At 39.0% G+C, this 18007-nt stretch carries 15 protein-coding genes; 11 read left to right on the forward strand and 4 right to left on the reverse strand.

Annotation, left to right across the window (positions count from 1 at the left end; genetic code table 11):
* The first annotated feature begins 93 nt into the window (after positions 1 to 93).
* A complete protein-coding gene (locus B3D94_RS15455; protein WP_291758190.1) occupies positions 94 to 1329 on the forward strand; it encodes a Zn-dependent hydrolase in 1236 nt (411 codons plus the stop codon).
* Between the two features lie 257 nt (positions 1330 to 1586).
* On the opposite strand, the gene B3D94_RS15460 is transcribed toward B3D94_RS15455, so the two are convergent.
* On the reverse strand, positions 1587 to 2759 hold the full coding sequence (locus B3D94_RS15460; RefSeq protein ID WP_291758192.1) for a CynX/NimT family MFS transporter: 1173 nt from the start codon (positions 2757 to 2759) through the stop codon (positions 1587 to 1589).
* A 125-nt stretch (positions 2760 to 2884) separates the two neighbouring features.
* On the opposite strand from B3D94_RS15460, the gene B3D94_RS15465 reads away from it, so the two are divergent.
* Together B3D94_RS15465 and B3D94_RS15470 are read left to right on the forward strand one after the other, a co-directional pair.
* On the forward strand, positions 2885 to 3772 hold the full coding sequence (locus B3D94_RS15465) for a LysR family transcriptional regulator (RefSeq protein ID WP_069480749.1): 888 nt from the start codon (positions 2885 to 2887) through the stop codon (positions 3770 to 3772).
* A 179-nt stretch (positions 3773 to 3951) separates the two neighbouring features.
* Positions 3952 to 5199: an MFS transporter gene (locus B3D94_RS15470; protein ID WP_069480750.1), complete on the forward strand. Its 1248-nt coding sequence runs from the start codon at positions 3952 to 3954 to the stop codon at positions 5197 to 5199.
* A gap of 51 nt (positions 5200 to 5250) precedes the next feature.
* Here the strand turns inward: B3D94_RS15470 and B3D94_RS15475 are convergent, their stop codons facing one another.
* Positions 5251 to 7110, reverse strand: coding sequence for a multicopper oxidase family protein (locus B3D94_RS15475; protein WP_069480751.1), 1860 nt, complete (start codon positions 7108 to 7110; stop codon positions 5251 to 5253).
* Between the two features lie 288 nt (positions 7111 to 7398).
* Between B3D94_RS15475 and B3D94_RS15480 the strand changes: the two genes are divergently transcribed.
* The 7 genes from B3D94_RS15480 to B3D94_RS15510 all read left to right on the forward strand — a co-directional run bounded on the left by B3D94_RS15480 (position 7399) and on the right by B3D94_RS15510 (position 13971).
* Positions 7399 to 8823 (forward strand): tetratricopeptide repeat-containing diguanylate cyclase, encoded by a 1425-nt coding sequence (locus B3D94_RS15480; RefSeq protein ID WP_291758195.1) that lies wholly within the window; start codon positions 7399 to 7401, stop codon positions 8821 to 8823.
* Positions 8824 to 9162: 339 nt separating this feature from the next.
* Positions 9163 to 9645 carry a DUF5590 domain-containing protein gene (locus tag B3D94_RS15485; protein WP_069480753.1) on the forward strand — a complete coding sequence of 161 codons (483 nt, stop codon included), beginning with the start codon at positions 9163 to 9165 and terminating at the stop codon, positions 9643 to 9645.
* 16 nt (positions 9646 to 9661) lie between these two features.
* Positions 9662 to 10855 carry a pyridoxal phosphate-dependent aminotransferase gene (locus B3D94_RS15490; RefSeq protein WP_069480754.1) on the forward strand — a complete coding sequence of 398 codons (1194 nt, stop codon included), beginning with the start codon at positions 9662 to 9664 and terminating at the stop codon, positions 10853 to 10855.
* Between the two features lie 28 nt (positions 10856 to 10883).
* A complete protein-coding gene (gene asnS / locus B3D94_RS15495; RefSeq protein ID WP_291758198.1) occupies positions 10884 to 12179 on the forward strand; it encodes an asparagine--tRNA ligase in 1296 nt (431 codons plus the stop codon).
* Between the two features lie 77 nt (positions 12180 to 12256).
* Positions 12257 to 12985 (forward strand): DnaD domain-containing protein, encoded by a 729-nt coding sequence (locus B3D94_RS15500; protein WP_291758200.1) that lies wholly within the window; start codon positions 12257 to 12259, stop codon positions 12983 to 12985.
* A gap of 12 nt (positions 12986 to 12997) precedes the next feature.
* Positions 12998 to 13660: an endonuclease III gene (gene nth / locus B3D94_RS15505; RefSeq protein WP_069480757.1), complete on the forward strand. Its 663-nt coding sequence runs from the start codon at positions 12998 to 13000 to the stop codon at positions 13658 to 13660.
* Positions 13657 to 13971, forward strand: a complete 315-nt coding sequence (locus B3D94_RS15510) for a YpoC family protein (RefSeq protein WP_069480758.1) — start codon at positions 13657 to 13659, stop codon at positions 13969 to 13971. Before nth ends, B3D94_RS15510 begins: the two co-directional genes overlap by 4 nt.
* A 69-nt stretch (positions 13972 to 14040) precedes the next feature.
* On the opposite strand, the gene B3D94_RS15515 is transcribed toward B3D94_RS15510, so the two are convergent.
* Both B3D94_RS15515 and recU read right to left on the reverse strand, forming a co-directional pair.
* Positions 14041 to 16743 carry a penicillin-binding protein 1A gene (locus B3D94_RS15515; RefSeq protein ID WP_291758204.1) on the reverse strand — a complete coding sequence of 901 codons (2703 nt, stop codon included), beginning with the start codon at positions 16741 to 16743 and terminating at the stop codon, positions 14041 to 14043.
* Between the two features lies 1 nt (position 16744).
* Positions 16745 to 17389, reverse strand: coding sequence for a Holliday junction resolvase RecU (recU, locus tag B3D94_RS15520; protein ID WP_069480760.1), 645 nt, complete (start codon positions 17387 to 17389; stop codon positions 16745 to 16747).
* Between the two features lie 381 nt (positions 17390 to 17770).
* Here recU and B3D94_RS15525 point away from each other — a divergent pair, with 381 nt between their 5' ends.
* A complete protein-coding gene (locus B3D94_RS15525; protein WP_008176489.1) occupies positions 17771 to 17965 on the forward strand; it encodes a hypothetical protein in 195 nt (64 codons plus the stop codon).
* Positions 17966 to 18007 lie beyond the last annotated feature (42 nt).

The raw sequence follows: 18007 nt of genomic DNA on the forward strand, positions 1-18007 counted from the left end.
TATGAAATAATTGGTACAATTAAAAAAGATACAGGGCAAGAGCAAATTTGGTTTGATTTTCATCTTCGTAATTCTTAAGAAGGAGTTGTTTACATGGTTGACAAAGAACGTTATCAACAATTACTAAATAAAATGAATCAATATAATTCAGGTGAGAAAGGAATTACGAGAGTTGCCTATACAAATGAAGAGCAGGCTTGTTTACATGCCTTCATTCGTTTATGTAAAGATGAACATCTTCAAATTCATATTGATCAATGTGGAAATCTTATTGCTCGAAGAGAGGGTAAAGTACCAGGAGTAGGGCCTGTAGTCATGGGCTCTCATTTAGATACAGTCTATCAAGGTGGAAAGTATGATGGTGTTGTTGGCGTAACGGCAGCCCTAGAAGTAATCAAACGATTAAATGAGAAATCAATCGTGACCAAGCATCCAATAGAGATTATTGCATTTGCCTGTGAGGAGTCTTCTCGATTTGGTGTATCAACGGTCGGAAGTAAAGCAATGGCAGGGCTTATAGATAAAGAAAAATATCGTCATCTTGTAGATCGCGATGGCATTTCGATGGAAGAGGCCTTTGCACATTGTGGACTGGATTTTAGTAGTGTAGATCAGGCAAATAGAGTAGGGGAAGGTTTCCATGCCTTTTTTGAGTTACATATTGAGCAAGGTCCTATGCTTATTAGCTATGAGAAAAAAATTGGAATTGTGACGGGGGTGGCAGCACCAGTCCGTTTATTAATGACATTAAATGGGAAAGCTTCCCATTCAGGTACAACACCGATGAATATGAGGAAGGACGCACTTTTAGGAGCATCAGAATTGGCATTAGAATTGGAAAAAGCAGCGATAGCCGAGCAAAAGTTTGGAACAGTGGCAACAGTAGGTATTTTAGACGTTGTTGCAGGGTCTATGAACGTAGTCCCAGGACAAGTGGAGCTGACAGTCGACATTCGCTCCTCCTCAGTACAATCAAGGGATCGAGTTCTTCAGCATTTCTATACTGCCATCGCAAATGTTCAACAAAAGCGAATGCTTGCTATTGACTATAAGGTCATTAGCTCGGAGGAGCCTGTCCTACTTTCTCCAAGTCTAATGAAAGAGTTGGAAAGTATTTGTTTAGAAAGAAACCTCTCCTATCAATATATGCAAAGTGGTGCAGGACACGATTCAATGAATATGACTAGACTCGGACCAGTCGGCCTTATTTTTATCCCATCAGTGGACGGCCTAAGTCACCATCCTGATGAACATACAGACCTTGAAGATATTTTATTAGGCATAGATGTTTTAGAAGAAGCGGTTTTAAGATCCGCTATAGTTATCTAGCATTATACGTGACAATGAATAGGGGTTTTTTACAATAGTGGGAGTATAGTTTGTCGTGCAGGTATGTAATACTTACTTACCCTCCGAAGCAGATGCAAGTATGGTGACAGCTAATCGTCCAGTAGAAACTCCGGTAAAAGAATGAATACTAAAGCGACGCACCTTAAAATGACTAGACAAGATTCTTGGAATGAAGAAATTGAGTACATCCGAAGAAAGACGACTTTTGATTATGTAGTCGTCTTTTTCGTATGATTTTAATGGGTAGCATGAGGCTTCTGATTACCAATTATTAATTGGATGATGATCATGACGATCACGATGATCATCATGCCAATAATGGCAGCTGTAAAGTTCCCTGTGTAATCTCTTATTAGGCCCACAAATAGGGGACCGAGAGCAGCAAATACGAAGCCGACAGATTGGGTCATAGCGGCTAAGAAACTTGCTTCTTGGATATCTTCAGCTTCATCTATTGGTAAAGTTAATCCTAATGAGAATAAGCCACCTGCCCCAATGCCGATAAGGACACTGCTTAGCCAAGGGTTAATGGTAAATAGTAGCATCAATAAACCGATTAATTCAAGTGATGAACAAGCTACTAGCCAAACAGCTCGATGCTGGAAGCGGTTATTTAAAATAGGGACTAAAAACGTTGCGGGCATTTGGGCAACCGTTAATAGGGTGAGCATCATTCCGGCATCATGTTTGCTATAGCCCATATGTTCAGCTATTGGTGGTAACCAGGCCATAATCGTATAAAACATGAAGGCCATTAAACTAAAAAAACCTGTTAATAACCAAGCTTTTTCACTTGTTAAAATTTTCTTGATAGGGAATGCTTTTTTATTACCTGTAGTATTTGCTGGGTGTGCTTTTCGCTCGAGAGGCTTCCACCAAAAAAATAGAGCGATGATGGCAAGTAAAGCCCAGGATGCTGCAGAGGTTTGCCAAGAATGAAAAATAGTGCTTAATGGGATGGAAAGACCTGAACCTAAGGCAGCCCCTACAACTAAAGCGAGTGAATAAATACCAACTATACGAGAAGGATTTGCAAACTTTGCTTTAATAAAACCTGATAGTAATGGACCAACAATGGCAATGCCTATTCCCGCAAATAGAGCTGTAACATGCATGACCCAGGGAGAGTAAGCAAAGTACCTTGTAGCGGTTGCAAGCCCAATTAATATGAGGGAGTAGGCTATTGCTCGTTCAATACTCAAACGATTGGCGAGCTTGAGCGCGATCGGTGCAAATAACCCCATACATAAGACAGCTAATGACGTCAATAAACTGGCACTTGCCGCACTCATATGCAATGATTCTCGGATAGTGCCTAACAAAGGTGAAACGGAAGTAATTACAGGTCTTAAATTTAAAGAAGCCAAAACAATGGCAATTATAGGTAGTACCGTTTGCTTCATTTTCATGTTTGATCAACTCCGTAAATTTGAATAAAAATCCTAAGTTGAAGTCTATAGCAATCTAAATGATTGGACAATACTATTATTACTATTACAATGATAGATACAAACTATGATTGGTTGTGATTCATATGGAAATACGTCATCTACATTATTTTATGGCAGTCTGTGAGGAACTACATTTTACAAAAGCGGCTGAAAAGCTAGGCATTTCTCAACCAACGTTAAGCCAGCAAATACGGGTGCTTGAGGATGAGCTAGGAATGCCGTTATTTGATCGAATTGGCAAAAAAATAGTGGTGACGGAGGCTGGTGCCTTATTGTTTACCTATGCTACTGCCATGCTTAATACACTACAAAATGTCAAAAATGCTATTAAAGATTTACAAGAGGTTCAAGGTGGTCAAATAAGTGTTGGTATTATGCCATCTGATTTAGATTATCGAATTACACAACTTGTCATTGATTTTCATCAAAAATTTCCTAAGGTAAAGCTTACAATCCTTGCTTCTATCGATATCATGAGGCAAGTTCTTGAAAATGAAGTGGATATAGGAATTGGGACGAATGTTGAGCCCCATGATCGCTTAGTCATTATTCCTTTACGAAAGGAGGAGTATGTTGTAACGGTTTCAAAGGAACATCCTTGGGCGCATCGAGAAGGGGTCACTATTGCTGAATTAAAAGATCTTCCAATGGTCATGTATCCTGAAGGATTTTTAGGAAGAGAAATAGTTGAGGAGACAGTGAAAAAACATGGTTTCCAGCTCCATACTATTCTTGAAACAAGCTCCGTTACGTCAATTATGAATCTAGTACGCGCGAATATAGGAGCTACGGTGCAGCCCTATCCATTGGTTCAGCAAATGAATGATTCGAATTTACGTATCATTCGTATTTCAGATGACATTCCTAGTCGAAGTTTGTCAATTATCTACCGAGTGGACCGCTATGTAAGTCACGCCACCACAGCTTTTATAGAACAAATAAAAGCATATTTAAAAGAAGAAGAATTTTGAAAAAATCCATAAAAAAAAGTTCCTTTTTTTGGAGAGTTCTCATATACTAATTATAAACCGACAGTCGGTCTAAAAATGTGGTATAAGTTTTAGTCACAACTAACATCTAAACTTATCGCTACATTTTTTTATACAAAAATAATGACCGACAGTCGGTCTGTTAGGGGGGGAGTCATTACATGGAAACATTCGTAAAGGAAAAAGGATTTTCAAAGGATTTTAAAATACTTGTATTTGGACAGATTATTTCTATTTTGGGTTCTGCCTTATTAAGGTTTGCGCTATCGCTTTTTGTTTTAGATATGACGGGAAGGGCCGATCTTTTTGCCGTGCTATTTGCTATTTCAAGCATACCTATTCTTCTTACGCCATTCGGTGGTGCCCTTGCCGATCGTTTTAATCGACGGCATTTAATGGTGTTATTTGATGTCATTAATAGTGTCATTGTTTTGATATTCTATCTCACATTGTGGACTGAATATCATTCAGTGTTAGGGATAGGCGTAGTTATGGTGCTCCTTTCCATTATTAGCGCTATGTATTCACCTGCAGTCATGGCTAGTATTCCGTTATTAGTAAGAGAACAACACCTTGAGCAGGCAAATGGAATCGTGAATGGGGTGCAGGCTTTGGCCGGTGTTGCTGCACCGGTACTAGGTGGAATTCTTTATGGATTACTAGGCATCAAAATTCTGGTCCTTGTAAGTGGTCTATTATTTTTCGCTACAGCCATCGTAGAAATGTATATGACCATTCCATTTGTGAAACGAGATGATGATGGACAATTAATCATGACGTTATTCAAGGATATAAAGGAGGGGTTTACATATGTTGTGAAGCAATCCTTTATTTTGAAATGCACGGTACTGGCCGCCTTATTAAATTTATTATTTACACCGCTCTTTATCGTAGGAGTGCCCATCGTCCTTCGTGTCACGTTAGAAGTAAGTGATTCGATGTACGGAATAGGGATGGGCATTATTGATTTTGCAACCATACTTGGTGCATTAACGATGGGCTATTTCGCTAAAAAGCTCCAAATTAACAGGCTATATATTTGGGTATTGGTGACTGCTTTTTTAGTGATTCCTATGGCTATTGCTGTCATTCAGCCCATGCTTCAAATAGGCTATTATGCTTCATACTTATTATTTACCGGTTGTGCGCTTGTGATGGCGATGATGATGACGATCATTTCAATATACGTAATGACACTTGTACAAAAGGAAACACCCAATGAAAATTTAGGAAAGGTCATGGCGATCATGATGGCTGTTTCACAATGCATGGCACCACTTGGGCAAATGGGCTATGGACTGTTGTTCGAGACCTTTCGCGCCAACATCTTTATACCCATTTTAATGATTTGTGTTATGATGCTGCTTTTGGCGCTACTCACGCATAGATTATGGCGTATACATGCTTGAACACAAAAAAACTACCACTTAAACGGTAGTTTTCTTTGTGTGATTGGCTTGCTAAAATCTTCTAGGTCTACGGGGTCTAGGTCTATTTGTATCAGTGCGTGTGGACGTAGTAGTTGGGAAAAGCAGGATGGGCCTATGTTGATCATTATTTCCGATATGTGTAGACTCCTCTGCTAGTGATTCCACAATTTCTTCCTCCTCTGTGAAAGGAATTTGAGAAGCATTTAATAATGGTGCGGGTGACTCATTATGATGTGTCGTACTAGTAGTATTGGTCGTAGGGGTAGAGGCTGTCGTCGTACTAGTAGTAGCCTCATGATGGGTAGGCTGTTCTATTTCAGCATGCGGCTGTTGAACAGCGTGGACATCCTTCATTACAAGAATAGGTCGCATCATATCATGGTCCTCGTGCTCAAGGAAGTGACAATGCCACATGTAATTCCCCACATGATCCTTCCAATGCATAATAATTTTCGTCACTTTGCCAGCATCCACTTTCACCGTATCCTTCCAACCACGTTCATAGTCCCGAGGTTCCTCTGGTGGTCCTGTAAATGATACGATTCCTTCATTTTGATAGAGTTCTAAATCAAATGGCCGACGTTCAAGAATTTTAAATTGTATGAGATGCAGATGAATAGGATGAATAAAAGGCGTAGTATTAATAAAACTCCAAACTTCAATACTATCTAAGGAAGGTTTTTCTGTCGCTGGGTCATGATACATTCGGTTGTTCAATAACAGCATAGGTCTTCCAAATTCATCCGTTGTTGCCGTCAAAGGTAGTTGTCTATCAATATGTGCATGATGTGGATGTAAATCCATTGTGACTGCCAGTCTCTCAGGAATTTCACTCGTATCCTCACATTTTAAGGGAAGTGATACTTTAAATTGCATAATGACGTTCGTATGCTCATCGATAAAATCTGTATCTGTGTTGAGTAAGGTAATTTCCTGTCCCTCACAAGCTGAAAAATCGATGATGATATCTGTTCGTTCAGCAGGTAGTAACTCCACAGATTGGATTGCTTGAGGTGCTGATAAAAAACCGCCATCTGTGCCTATTTGCATCATAGTCTGCTCATTTGACAAGCTGATGATATAGCCTCTTCGATTGGAGCCATTCAGGAACCGAAATCTATATTTACGAGGTTCAACATCTAAATATGGCCAAAGCTTTCCATTGACCACAATCGTATTACCTACGAAGCCGGGGGTAATCGATGGGTGTACAGTAACTGGAAATGGCGGTTCATCAGGATAAAATAACGAGCCATCCTCATTAAAAGATTTATCTTGGATTAAAATAGGATATTCGTATTCACCACATGGTAAATTGGAACGTTCCTCCAGCGCATCTCTAAGTAAATAGAAACCTGCCAAGCCTGCATAGACATTTAAACGTGTTAAAGCCATGGCATGGTCATGGTACCACATTGTAGTACCAGGCTGGTGGTTCGTATATTCATGGATTTCTTTATTGAATTTTGGACCAGTATGTCGATAATCCCTTGTGTACCAAGCCTCTGGATGACCGTCGCTCTCCCAATCCACGTTAGCTCCATGTAAGTGAGTGACGGTTCTTACCTCTTGGGAATCGTTGGCGGCATGAAGTGTAAAATCCACTGGTAAAAAGTGCTGTAATGGTAATTGATTTTTATATTTAACGTAAATCGGTTTATCTTTCGTCGCTTCTATAGTTGGTCCTGGATAAAGGCCGTTGTACCCCCATATTAATGTATTAGGAAAATGCTTGTGAAAACGATGCTCGCCCTCCATCATGATCAGTTCGTAATAATCATGTTTTTTTTGACCCCTACAGTACTTTGGTTTTGCTATTACTGGCTTCTGTAGAGCATCTACAAATTTTGGAATGGTAGCTGGATCAGAAGGGTTAATTGGTAAACTCAAAACATCACATCCCTTTTCAATTACTTAACATGCCTAGTTATCACATCATATGGGTAAAAACAACAGTTGACTGGGACAAAAATGGAGAAAAATGTGTAAAGGTATAAAAATTTAATGGAGGGGGAAAACAATAGGGCATTATATAGCAGTCTTACAAAAGTTTTTTGAAATCGAGGTAATAGTTGGTATATTGCTAAAAAGTCGGACGAAGTGAATAAATATGTCTTATAATTGTTACAGCAAGAAATGAAAGTGGATTAAATAGGGGCTTGGAAAAGTGGTGAGACAGTGGTGTTAACATTAGAGGAATTAAATAAGACAATCATGGAAATGCGCATAAAGGGGTATTTAACAGATGCGCTGAAACTGGCAGATCAAGGTCTTTTAGTAGCTTTAGAGGATAATAACTATGCGTATGTATTGGATTTGTACTATCAGAAAATTTTAGTACATCACTCTTTGGGTGATACTCTAGCCATTGTCAGCCTTATTTTCGACTATGAGGCTATCTGTGAAAAATATGGTACTAGCAAAGATTTGATGCAGTATTATTTGGTCATGTCATTAATCTACGATATGGTAGGAATCCGTGAAAAAACAGCAGAGATGACGAAAAAGTCAATTGCTTATGCTCAAGAATTACAAGATTTTATGATGCTTGTTCGTTGTCACAATAATTTATGTTATATAGAGGTAGAAAAGGGCTGTACGAAGGAAGCCCTTCAAGCAGGTTTATTAGCAAGAGAATACAATAAAACGCTATATGAGACACAACCAGATTTAGCAAGATTATTAGATATTCGCATTAATAATAATTTAGCAGATGTGTATATTTTAGAAGGGGATTTTGTGGCAGGGAAGGCATTGCTTGATGACTCATTGACCTCTAGCATAATTTCTCAACATAAACCTGAAAAAGTAGCAGCTTGGTTTGGCTATGGCTTTTTATTTGAAAAGCAGCACAAGCTTGAAGAAGCGGTACAATATTATCAACAAGCAATAGAACTTGCCAAATCCTATGGTGATAAACCCATTACAAAAAAAGTGATGCGCTTATTGTTAAATGTACTGTACCAATTGAATTGGCGAGATGAAATTTTTGATGTCCAAAAAGAATATATAGATCTTTCAGAACAGATGAGCATTGATCATTTATTACAGCAAGTGTTGAATTTGGAATTTAAGCGTCAAAAAGAGAGATTAGAAAGAAAGGCACATTATGATCCATTAACAGGTGTCCTGAATCGACACTTTCTGGATCACGAGCTAGATGAATGGTTTCGTGCTGCTAAAATGGCGGAATCCTATGTATGTATTACAGTTCTTGATATTGATAATTTTAAACTATTTAACGATACGCATGGACATTTGTTTGGGGATCGAGTTTTACAGCTTTTAGCTAATGGTTTGAAGGAGTTTTTGCGGGAGGAAGACGTAAAAATTATCCGTTATGGAGGGGATGAATTCATTGTCTGTATTCGCCATCCACAAAAGGATTATATGATAGAACTTGTCCAAAATACACACGCTCATTTGCTAACGTTAACATTAGAAAAAGACCAGAAAAGCTATCCTTTAAAGGTCAGTATGGGAGCTTGTATAAATGATCGAAAAGATTATCATTATAATGATTTATTTGGTCAAGCTGATCGTTGTTTGTATGAGGCAAAAGGTAAAGGCCGTGCCACCTATGTTATTTATGAACTATTATAATATGAGTGATTCCTATTTACAGTGTTGAATAGGAATTTTTCTCTTGTTTCAGGGATATTTTGACAGAAATTGAAGCGTCATTGCAAATTAGAACGAGGCAAAATGATACGGAATGAAATTTACTGTACCAATCATTTGAAAACGTTATTCTAGCAACGTACAATATATGAAATTAAGAAACACGACAGCACAAAATTGTTGTATAATGTTGTGGTATGAGGAAAGAAAGCAGGTTGACAAAATGGAAAGCAAAATGAATTGTTATGCAGTTAAAAAAACACACAAACATCCGCTATGTGTTGTGCCAAAAAAGCACGATGTGAAACAACAGGTGAATAGATGAAAAACTGGTTAATTTTCATTTCTGTCTTTATTGTTTCGTTGTCACTTGTCATTAGCATTTTAGTACTCTGGAAAGCCGAGGCTCCGTTCCGTTCAATTGAAGAGCAGGCTGAACAGTTGGCACTCGATGCCAAAGCCCTCGCAATTGTATCGGAGTCCTACACATATAATGGCAAACATTCGTATGTTACTGTGTTCGGGGTAGACGAATACGGTGATAAAAAGGCTGTCTTTGTTCCGACGAATCTAGACAAGGATTCCATTCAGGAAGTGTTATTAGAAGATGGCATTACGGAAAAGCAAGCATTATCGGTTTTTAAAAATGAAGGAAATGTACAAAAGGTCCTCCACATGAAATTGGGCTATGAGGAGCCGGGCGTTGTTTGGGAGATTACATACCTAAACGATCATGACAAACTCAACTATGTCTATATTATGTTTAAGGATGGCGACTGGTGGAAGCGCATTACGAATTTATAAGAGGAGTAGATCCCGGATGAAAAACTTATTAGCAACACGTGTAAAAACTTTAACACCATCTTCAACATTAGCTATTACTGCGAAAGCAAAAGCATTAAAAGAGCAAGGTATTGATGTCATTGGCCTTGGAGCTGGTGAACCAGACTTTAATACACCTCAAAACATTTTAAATGCTGCCATTGATTCAATGGAAAAGGGGTATACAAAATATACACCTGCTGGCGGACTTCCAGTGCTAAAAAAAGCTATTATTGATAAACTACAGCGCGATAATAACCTTACTTATCAGCCAAATGAAGTGATTGTTGGTGTAGGTGCAAAGCATATTTTATACACATTATTCCAAGTTATTTTAAACGAGGGTGATGAAGTTATTATTCCAATCCCTTATTGGGTGTCTTATCCTGAGCAAGTTAAATTAGCGGGCGGAGTACCTGTATATGTTGAAGGTACACGTGAACAAAACTATAAAATTACTGCTGATCAATTAAGAGCTGCTGTGACTGATAAAACAAAAGCGGTAATTATCAACTCACCTAGCAACCCATCTGGTATGATATATTCACGTGAAGAGCTTGCAGAACTTGCTGCAGTTGCAGAAGAAAAGGATATTTTAATCGTGTCAGATGAAATTTATGAGAAGCTTGTATACAATGGTATTGAGCATTTTTCAATTGCACAACTTTCTGATGCAGTAAAAGCACGTACAATCGTTGTAAATGGTGTAGCAAAATCTCACTCTATGACAGGCTGGCGTATTGGTTATGCTGCGGGTGATGCGGATATAGTAAAAGCAATGACTGACCTTGCATCACACTCAACATCTAATGCGACGACAACTGCACAATATGCAACTGTTGAGGCGTATAATGGACCACAGGACGCGGTAGAGGAAATGCGCCAAGCATTCGAATCTCGTCTTGAGGAAATTTACCCACAGTTAAGTGCAATTCCTGGCTTCCATGTATTAAAACCACAGGGTGCATTCTACTTATTACCAGATGTAGCAGAAGCAATGGCTCACACTGGCTATGATTCAGTAGACGCATTCGCTGCGGATATTTTAACAGAAGCAAATGTGGCTGTGATTCCAGGCTCTGGCTTTGGTGCACCAACTACTATGCGATTATCTTATGCTACATCTTTAGACTTACTAGAAGAGGCAGTCCGTCGTATTGATACATTTGTAAAATCAAAATGGCAAGACTAATCCCTCTAGACGACTTTGGAGGATTTCTATGAAAAAAATTATGATTAAAGATATGCCACAGCATATCGGTGAAACAGTCAAAATTGGCGCTTGGCTAGCTAACAAACGTTCAAGTGGTAAAATCGCCTTCTTACAACTTCGCGATGGCTCTGGCTTTGTTCAGGGTGTTGTCGTGAAAGAAGAAGTGGGCGAAGAAATTTTTGCAACAGCTAAAGGACTAACGCAAGAAACTTCTATGTATATTACAGGAGAGGTGAAAGCTGACGAACGTTCAAGCTTTGGCTGTGAGCTAGCTGTAACAGGAATTGAGGTTCTACATACAGCAACAGATTTTCCTATTACACCAAAGGAGCACGGTCCTGAATTTTTAATGGATAACCGTCATTTATGGTTACGTTCTCGTAAACAACATGCCATTATGAAAATCCGTAATGAAATCATTCGTGCAACTTATGAATTTTTTAACAACAATGGTTTTACAAAGATGGACCCACCAATTTTAACAGGATCTTCACCGGAAGGTACATCTGAGCTATTCCATACGAAATACTTTGATGAGGATGCATTCCTTTCTCAATCGGGGCAGCTTTATATGGAAGCGGCAGCTATGGCACTAGGAAAAGTATTTTCATTCGGTCCAACTTTCCGTGCTGAAAAATCTAAAACGCGTCGTCACTTAATCGAGTTCTGGATGATTGAGCCTGAGATGGCCTTTGTAGAGTTTGAAGAAAATCTAGAAGTACAGGAGCAATATGTAACGCATATTATACAATCCGTTCTGGCTAACTGCAAATTAGAATTAGAGCGACTTGACCGTGATACATCGAAACTTGAAAATATTAAAGCGCCATTCCCTCGTATTTCATATGATGATGCGATCAAGCTTTTACATGAACAAGGTTTTGACGATATCGAGTGGGGTGACGATTTTGGGGCACCTCATGAAACGGCTATTGCCAATTCATTCGACAAGCCAGTATTCATTACATGCTATCCAGTAGGCATTAAGCCATTCTATATGCAACCACATCCAGATCGCGATGACGTTGTATTATGTGCTGATTTAATCGCACCTGAAGGCTATGGTGAAATTATTGGTGGTTCTGAGCGTATCCATGACTATGATTTATTAAAATCTCGTCTTGAAGAACATAACCTATCATTAGATGCATATGCATGGTATTTAGAGCTTCGTAAACAAGGTTCTGTTCCACATTCAGGCTTTGGGCTTGGATTAGAGCGAACTGTGGCATGGATTTCTGGCACAGAACATATTCGTGAAACAATTCCATTCCCACGTTTATTGAACCGCCTATATCCATAAGCAAATCAATTTAAAAGTCGCGTAGTGAAATATCTACGCGGCTTTTCTACTTACTTAAAGAAGGAGTCTAGAGGAATATGAATGCAAATAGTCATCGACTCCGTACATGGACTGAGCAGAGAATGATTCCCATTCCCCAGCTTTTTTTTCAGTTTTATAAGGAGTTAAATATAGAAGATGAAGAGGCGCTAATTGTTATGCACTTGTTAGCCTTTCATATGGAAGGGTATGACTTCCCTACACCAAATGATCTAAAGAATCGTCTCACAATGCCAGAAAATGAACTAACATCCCGTTTACAACGATTAATGCAAAAGGGCTTCCTTGAAATTACTCGTGATGTGGATACAAGTGGCAAGCTCTATGAAAAATATTCGGTTTACCCACTCTGGGAGCGAATTGTGCAGATGATCGAGATGAAAGAGCAACAAAAATCTGCCACAACACTTCAACAAGAAGAAGGAGAGATTTTCCGACTCTTTGAAGAAGAAATGGGACGTCTTTTATCTCCTTTAGAGCTTGAAAAAATAGGATGTTGGCTTGATGAGGACAACCATACTCCAATACTCATTAAAGAGGCATTGAAAGAAGCTGTTTTTGCTGGGAAACTGAGTATTCGCTATATTGATCGTATTTTGTTAGAGTGGAAGAAGAAAAATATTACGACACCTCAAGCTGCACAAAAGCAAAGTGAGCAGTTCCGAGAGAAGCAAACATTTAGCAGGACTCCAGCACGGACAGTTCAGCAAGATGCGCAACCAACTAACAAAGTACCTTTTTATAATTGGTTAGAAGAAAGAGAATAGGGGGCATCCAGTTTGTTAACAAAAAAACAGTGGGAGCATTGCCTAGAAGAAATGGATCGAATGTTTCCTAACGCACATTGTGAGCTTGTGCATGCCAACGCCTTTGAGCTCACAATTGCGACATTATTATCTGCACAATGTACGGATGTACTTGTTAATAAGGTAACAAAAACATTATTTCAGAAATATAAAACGCCTGAAGATTATTTGGCTGTCCCGTTGGAAGAATTACAACAGGATATTCGGTCTATTGGCTTATATCGCAATAAAGCAAAGAATATTCAGGCTTTATGTCAACGTTTGCTAGATGAATATAATGGCGAAATACCGGCAACCCGAGAAGCACTTGTAACATTGCCAGGTGTAGGTCGGAAAACAGCAAATGTGGTGCTATCCGTAGCCTTTGATATTCCTGCACTAGCAGTTGATACCCATGTAGAGCGTGTTTCCAAACGTCTAGGTCTATGTAGATGGAAAGATTCCGTACTTGAAGTGGAAGAAACAATCATGAAAAAAACGCCCATGGATAAGTGGTCGAAAACGCATCATCAGTTAATTTTCTTTGGTCGTTATCACTGTAAGGCCCAAAATCCTGGCTGCCATGCCTGTCCTTTACTTAGCGATTGTCGTGAAGGTCAAAAGCGTTTGAAGAAAGGCTTGGTGAAGGAAGCATGAATAGTAAGGCGATTGAAAAAGATCATGTAGATGCTTGGTTTGCTCAATGGACAACCCTTCAAGCAAACATCCACGAAGCCCATGATGCTAGAGACGGTACAGCAAAAGGTTTAATGGAAGAGGCAATCCAATTGTTTGAACAGCTTGTACAAGCAGCAGGAGACGAGGTGCTGCCGATTAATGGGGTTGAACGACTTGCCTTTATTAAAGCGAAGCCAGGGCAATATGCTTGTTATCGTCAGCTTGATGAATTGTTTAAGGAAACGAAAAAGCGTACAGCACGTTTACGAATTCAAGCTAGTAAAAAATAAAGTGGCAGGATAAAATACTCGTGCCGATAGAAAAAACCGAGAAGCATTATATGCTTCTCGGTTTTTTGTTTATTCTGAGCTTTGTTCTTCATTATTTGGGTCTACAGGATCCGTAGGAGGAGTTGGTTGCTGGCTTCCATCTGAACCGCCATCGTTTCCACCGTTGTTGCCGTTATTCCCATTCCCATTCCCATTTCCATTATTATTATTATTATTATTGTTGTTATTACCACCGTTGTTGCCATTACCGTTACCATTGCCATTATTATGACCGTTATCTTGATCTTCTTCACCAGGATCTGTTGGTAAATCAATGTTTGGCTCATCCGGATCTTCCGTTTCTACATCCTCTTCTTCAGTTGTACTTGTAATTTGGAAAGTTGTGGTACCTGGTTCGCTTCGTGTACCGTCCACAATGGCTACGACTGAAATCGTGTAATTGCCATCTTCCAGCGTATTGGCAACTGATAAACCTTTGCTCTCTGTTTTACCAAGGTCAAACTTTTTACCGTCATCACGGGTTGCAGTTACTTCAAAGGAAGTTGGTAATGGTTCATCTGTTTCCGGATTCAAGCTGGCATCATGTTCCCAAGAAATATTGATAGACTGTGCCCCTAAATCTAAGCTTGCAGATACGTTGTATGGCGTAGCTAATTCTGGTGCCTCATAAACACTCGACACTTCTGTTGGCTCAGTACCACGAACGAATAGCTCTGTTTGACGTAATTCGCTTGGTGTAAAGTCACTTGCCAATTTCAATGGCTTAGACCCCACTTCAATCGTTGCTTCTACAACTGTACTTGGCTTTTTAAAGCTTTCTGTTTCAACGTTTGCTGAAATGTCTTGCATAATCGATTTAAATAGATTTTGTGGTAAACGACGTTCTTCCCACGTTGTAATTGGATCAAAATGTTTTTCATAGCCACTCCATATAGCGATGGAATAGTTTGTCGTATAACCAGCAAACCATGAATCTGGAACACTTGTGTTCGGTAAATTATATTTATTAAAATCTTCAGCTGAATAGTTGGTTGTACCTGTTTTACCTGCGATGTCTAGTCCAGGGACATTAGCTGCAGTACCTGATGCGTCAGGTTTGTTGCCAACTACATCACGTAGCATATCTGTTACCATATAAGCTGTAGCTTCACTCATCGCTACATTAGGCTCAGGTGTATAATTTTTAGATGTTTTCCCATCACGGTAAACAATTTTTGTAATAGCGTGTGGGTCCGTGTAAACGCCGTTATTTCCGAATGCTGCATAGGAAGCCGCCATTTGAATAGGGGAGATAGTAATCGCTCCACCACCAATTGCGTCTGATTCATAAAGGTTTTCTGTTTCAATCCCTAAACGTCCAACAAATTCCTTTGCATTTTCAGTACCTACTTCTTGTAATGCTTTGACAGCTGGTACGTTTCGTGAAGCATATAATGCCTTACGAGCGGTCATGGCACCCATATATCTGCCATCCCAGTTAGTAATAGTTTGTTTTGAATTGGAATAGTTCATAGGTTCATCTACAAGTGTATGGCCTGTAGACCATTTTAAATATTCAATGGCTGGACCGTAGTCCACTAATGGTTTCATTGTAGAACCAGGTTGATTTTTTGTTAAATCATCTGCATAGTTCCAGCCACGTTCGGCACCATAATGTCGACCGCCACCAACAGCTTGGATCGCTCCTGTTTTCGTATCAATGACCGCTACACCTGACTGAATATCTTCTGTTGGGAAATTGCTGTCATTGTTCATCACATTTTCAACAACTTTTTGGGCATTTGGATCAAGTGTTGTATAAACTTTAATCCCTTCTGCCATGGCTGAACCATCGCCATTATTTTCTAATTCATTAATAACGACATCGAGGAAGGCATCGTATTTAGAGCCAGCAAATGATTGACGTGTTGCATCGTCAGCAAGACCTGCTTGGACATCAACGTTTTTAGCTTCTTCCATTTCCGTTTTTGAAATTTTTCCGTGTTGATACATTAATCCTAAAACGGTATTACGACGTTGCTTAGCAAGGTCAGGATTTTTCAATGGATTATAAGCATTTGGTCTTTGTACTAACCCTGCTAATAATGCTTCTTCATCTAATGTTAAATCTTTTAATTCTTTCCCGTAGAAATATTGGGCTGCTGTACCAAAGCCATAAATACGGCCTGACATTAGCATTTTATTGAAGTACATTTCAAAAATTTCTTCTTTTGAATATTTACGTTCTAATTGAAACGCTAGCCAAGCTTCCTGTGCTTTACGCTTTAATTTCTTTTCATTTTGTAAAAATGAGTTTTTGACCACTTGCTGTGTTAGGGTAGAGGCACCTTGTGCACCAAAGCCATCACGGAAGTTAGCAAGTATAGCACCACCTAGACGGTAGAAGTCCATGCCGTGATGTTTAAAAAAGCGTACATCTTCCGTTGCAAGAATTGCGTTCACCATATCTTCGGGTATATCTTCATATTTTATATATTTACGGTTTTCAGCACCGATTGTTGCAAAGATTTCACCGTTTTTATCGTAGAACTCTGAAGACACAGGGTCTTTCAATAATTCCTCATCAAGCTTAGGAGCTGTGCTTGCATAGTAAGCAAATAAACCTGCTCCTCCAATGAAGCCTACAACACCGATGACTAATAGCGTTAAGAAAATACGTTTTATCCACATTTTAGCGGGTGTTGACGATTTTGTTGTTGTCTTCTTACCTTTTTTATTTTTTTCAGCGAGAGCCTTTTGATGCTCTCCACGTGTTCGACGACGTTCAGTCATACTATTTCTCCTCACTTTCAAACCCGCAGCATTTTTCATCGATCAGTTGTTGGATGATGGGTAAATAATCGATACGTGGATAATAGCTAGTGGGAATTTCATACGCCTCTTCTACAATCGTTGAAAAGGGTATAGATTTACGATTGCCATTTTCCATTGCTTGCCAGGCCTTTTGTAAAACTTCATATGGCACAATAAAATATCGTTCAAAAGCTGAAAAGCGAACGATAATAAAAGCCACACCATTTTGTTCAGTCACTTGCTGCATATGGGTCATTTGATGCTCATGAATATTTTTTAAGGGGAAACTCGTTTTGGAAGCAGTTTCCTTTGCATCAAAATCAATATAATGCCCATTCCAAACACCATTGTAGTCGGTTGTAGAGGGTGTTCGAAAATATGCTTCACGAATGACAGCAGCACTTCGTGAAGGGTACTCTACTTTGACGATTTGTACAGGAACAGGTTTCTTATGAATGATAGCAAGTCGTCTTTTAATATAATAGTCGTTTGCTTCATTAATTTCATCTTCTAGTGTCTTTCCACGATTACTAAAAGACAAATCTTTACTTTTACTCTTTTTTTCCGTTTTCTGTACAGAAGTATTGGGGGTATACAATTTCCCATTTGGATAGCGAATTGTCATTTAGCTCACCCTTTATTAAACTGCTTTCCTATATATGAGTTTACCATGATTTGATGGCTCTTCTCTACCTCCATCCGTGTTGTCTTTGTTACAAGAGTAGTAGACAGTGGAAGCAAAGAATAAACAAATTGCGTCGAAAAAAAGCTAATGATTGTCTTCCTTGAATCGTCAAAATAATTGATGAATTTATACATAGAAACGGTTGAAAAATGGTGAATTATCTACACCTTTCATTCAGGACGCTTTTTTAGTTGGAAGGTTCATTTATAAAAATTTATCGAAAATCTTCTTCTTTCAGCTAACTTACGCTTATTTTGTCACGCATGAAGGTAATTCTATACATGCGAGGAATACTTTAAGTAAAGCAAAGGGGGCGTTATTTTGAACAAGTTAGAACAATTAGTTGCGCAGTTAGATCTGGTCAATCAATTACTTTTCACGAGAGTGTCACTGGAGAACAATGCTCAGAATATGCACTTTTTTTTGCAGCTCAAAGCAGTTAGCCAGAAAGTAAGCTTAGCAGAAAAGAACTGGCAAGTAAAGAATGCTTGTTCGCCTATTAGTAGTGAAAAATGATAGACTTTGGTACACTTATCTCATAAGCAATTGAACTAACTC

Origin of the sequence: Lysinibacillus sp. UBA5990 (genome assembly GCF_002429815.1) — a bacterium.
Taxonomy (GTDB): domain Bacteria; phylum Bacillota; class Bacilli; order Bacillales_A; family Planococcaceae; genus Lysinibacillus; species Lysinibacillus fusiformis.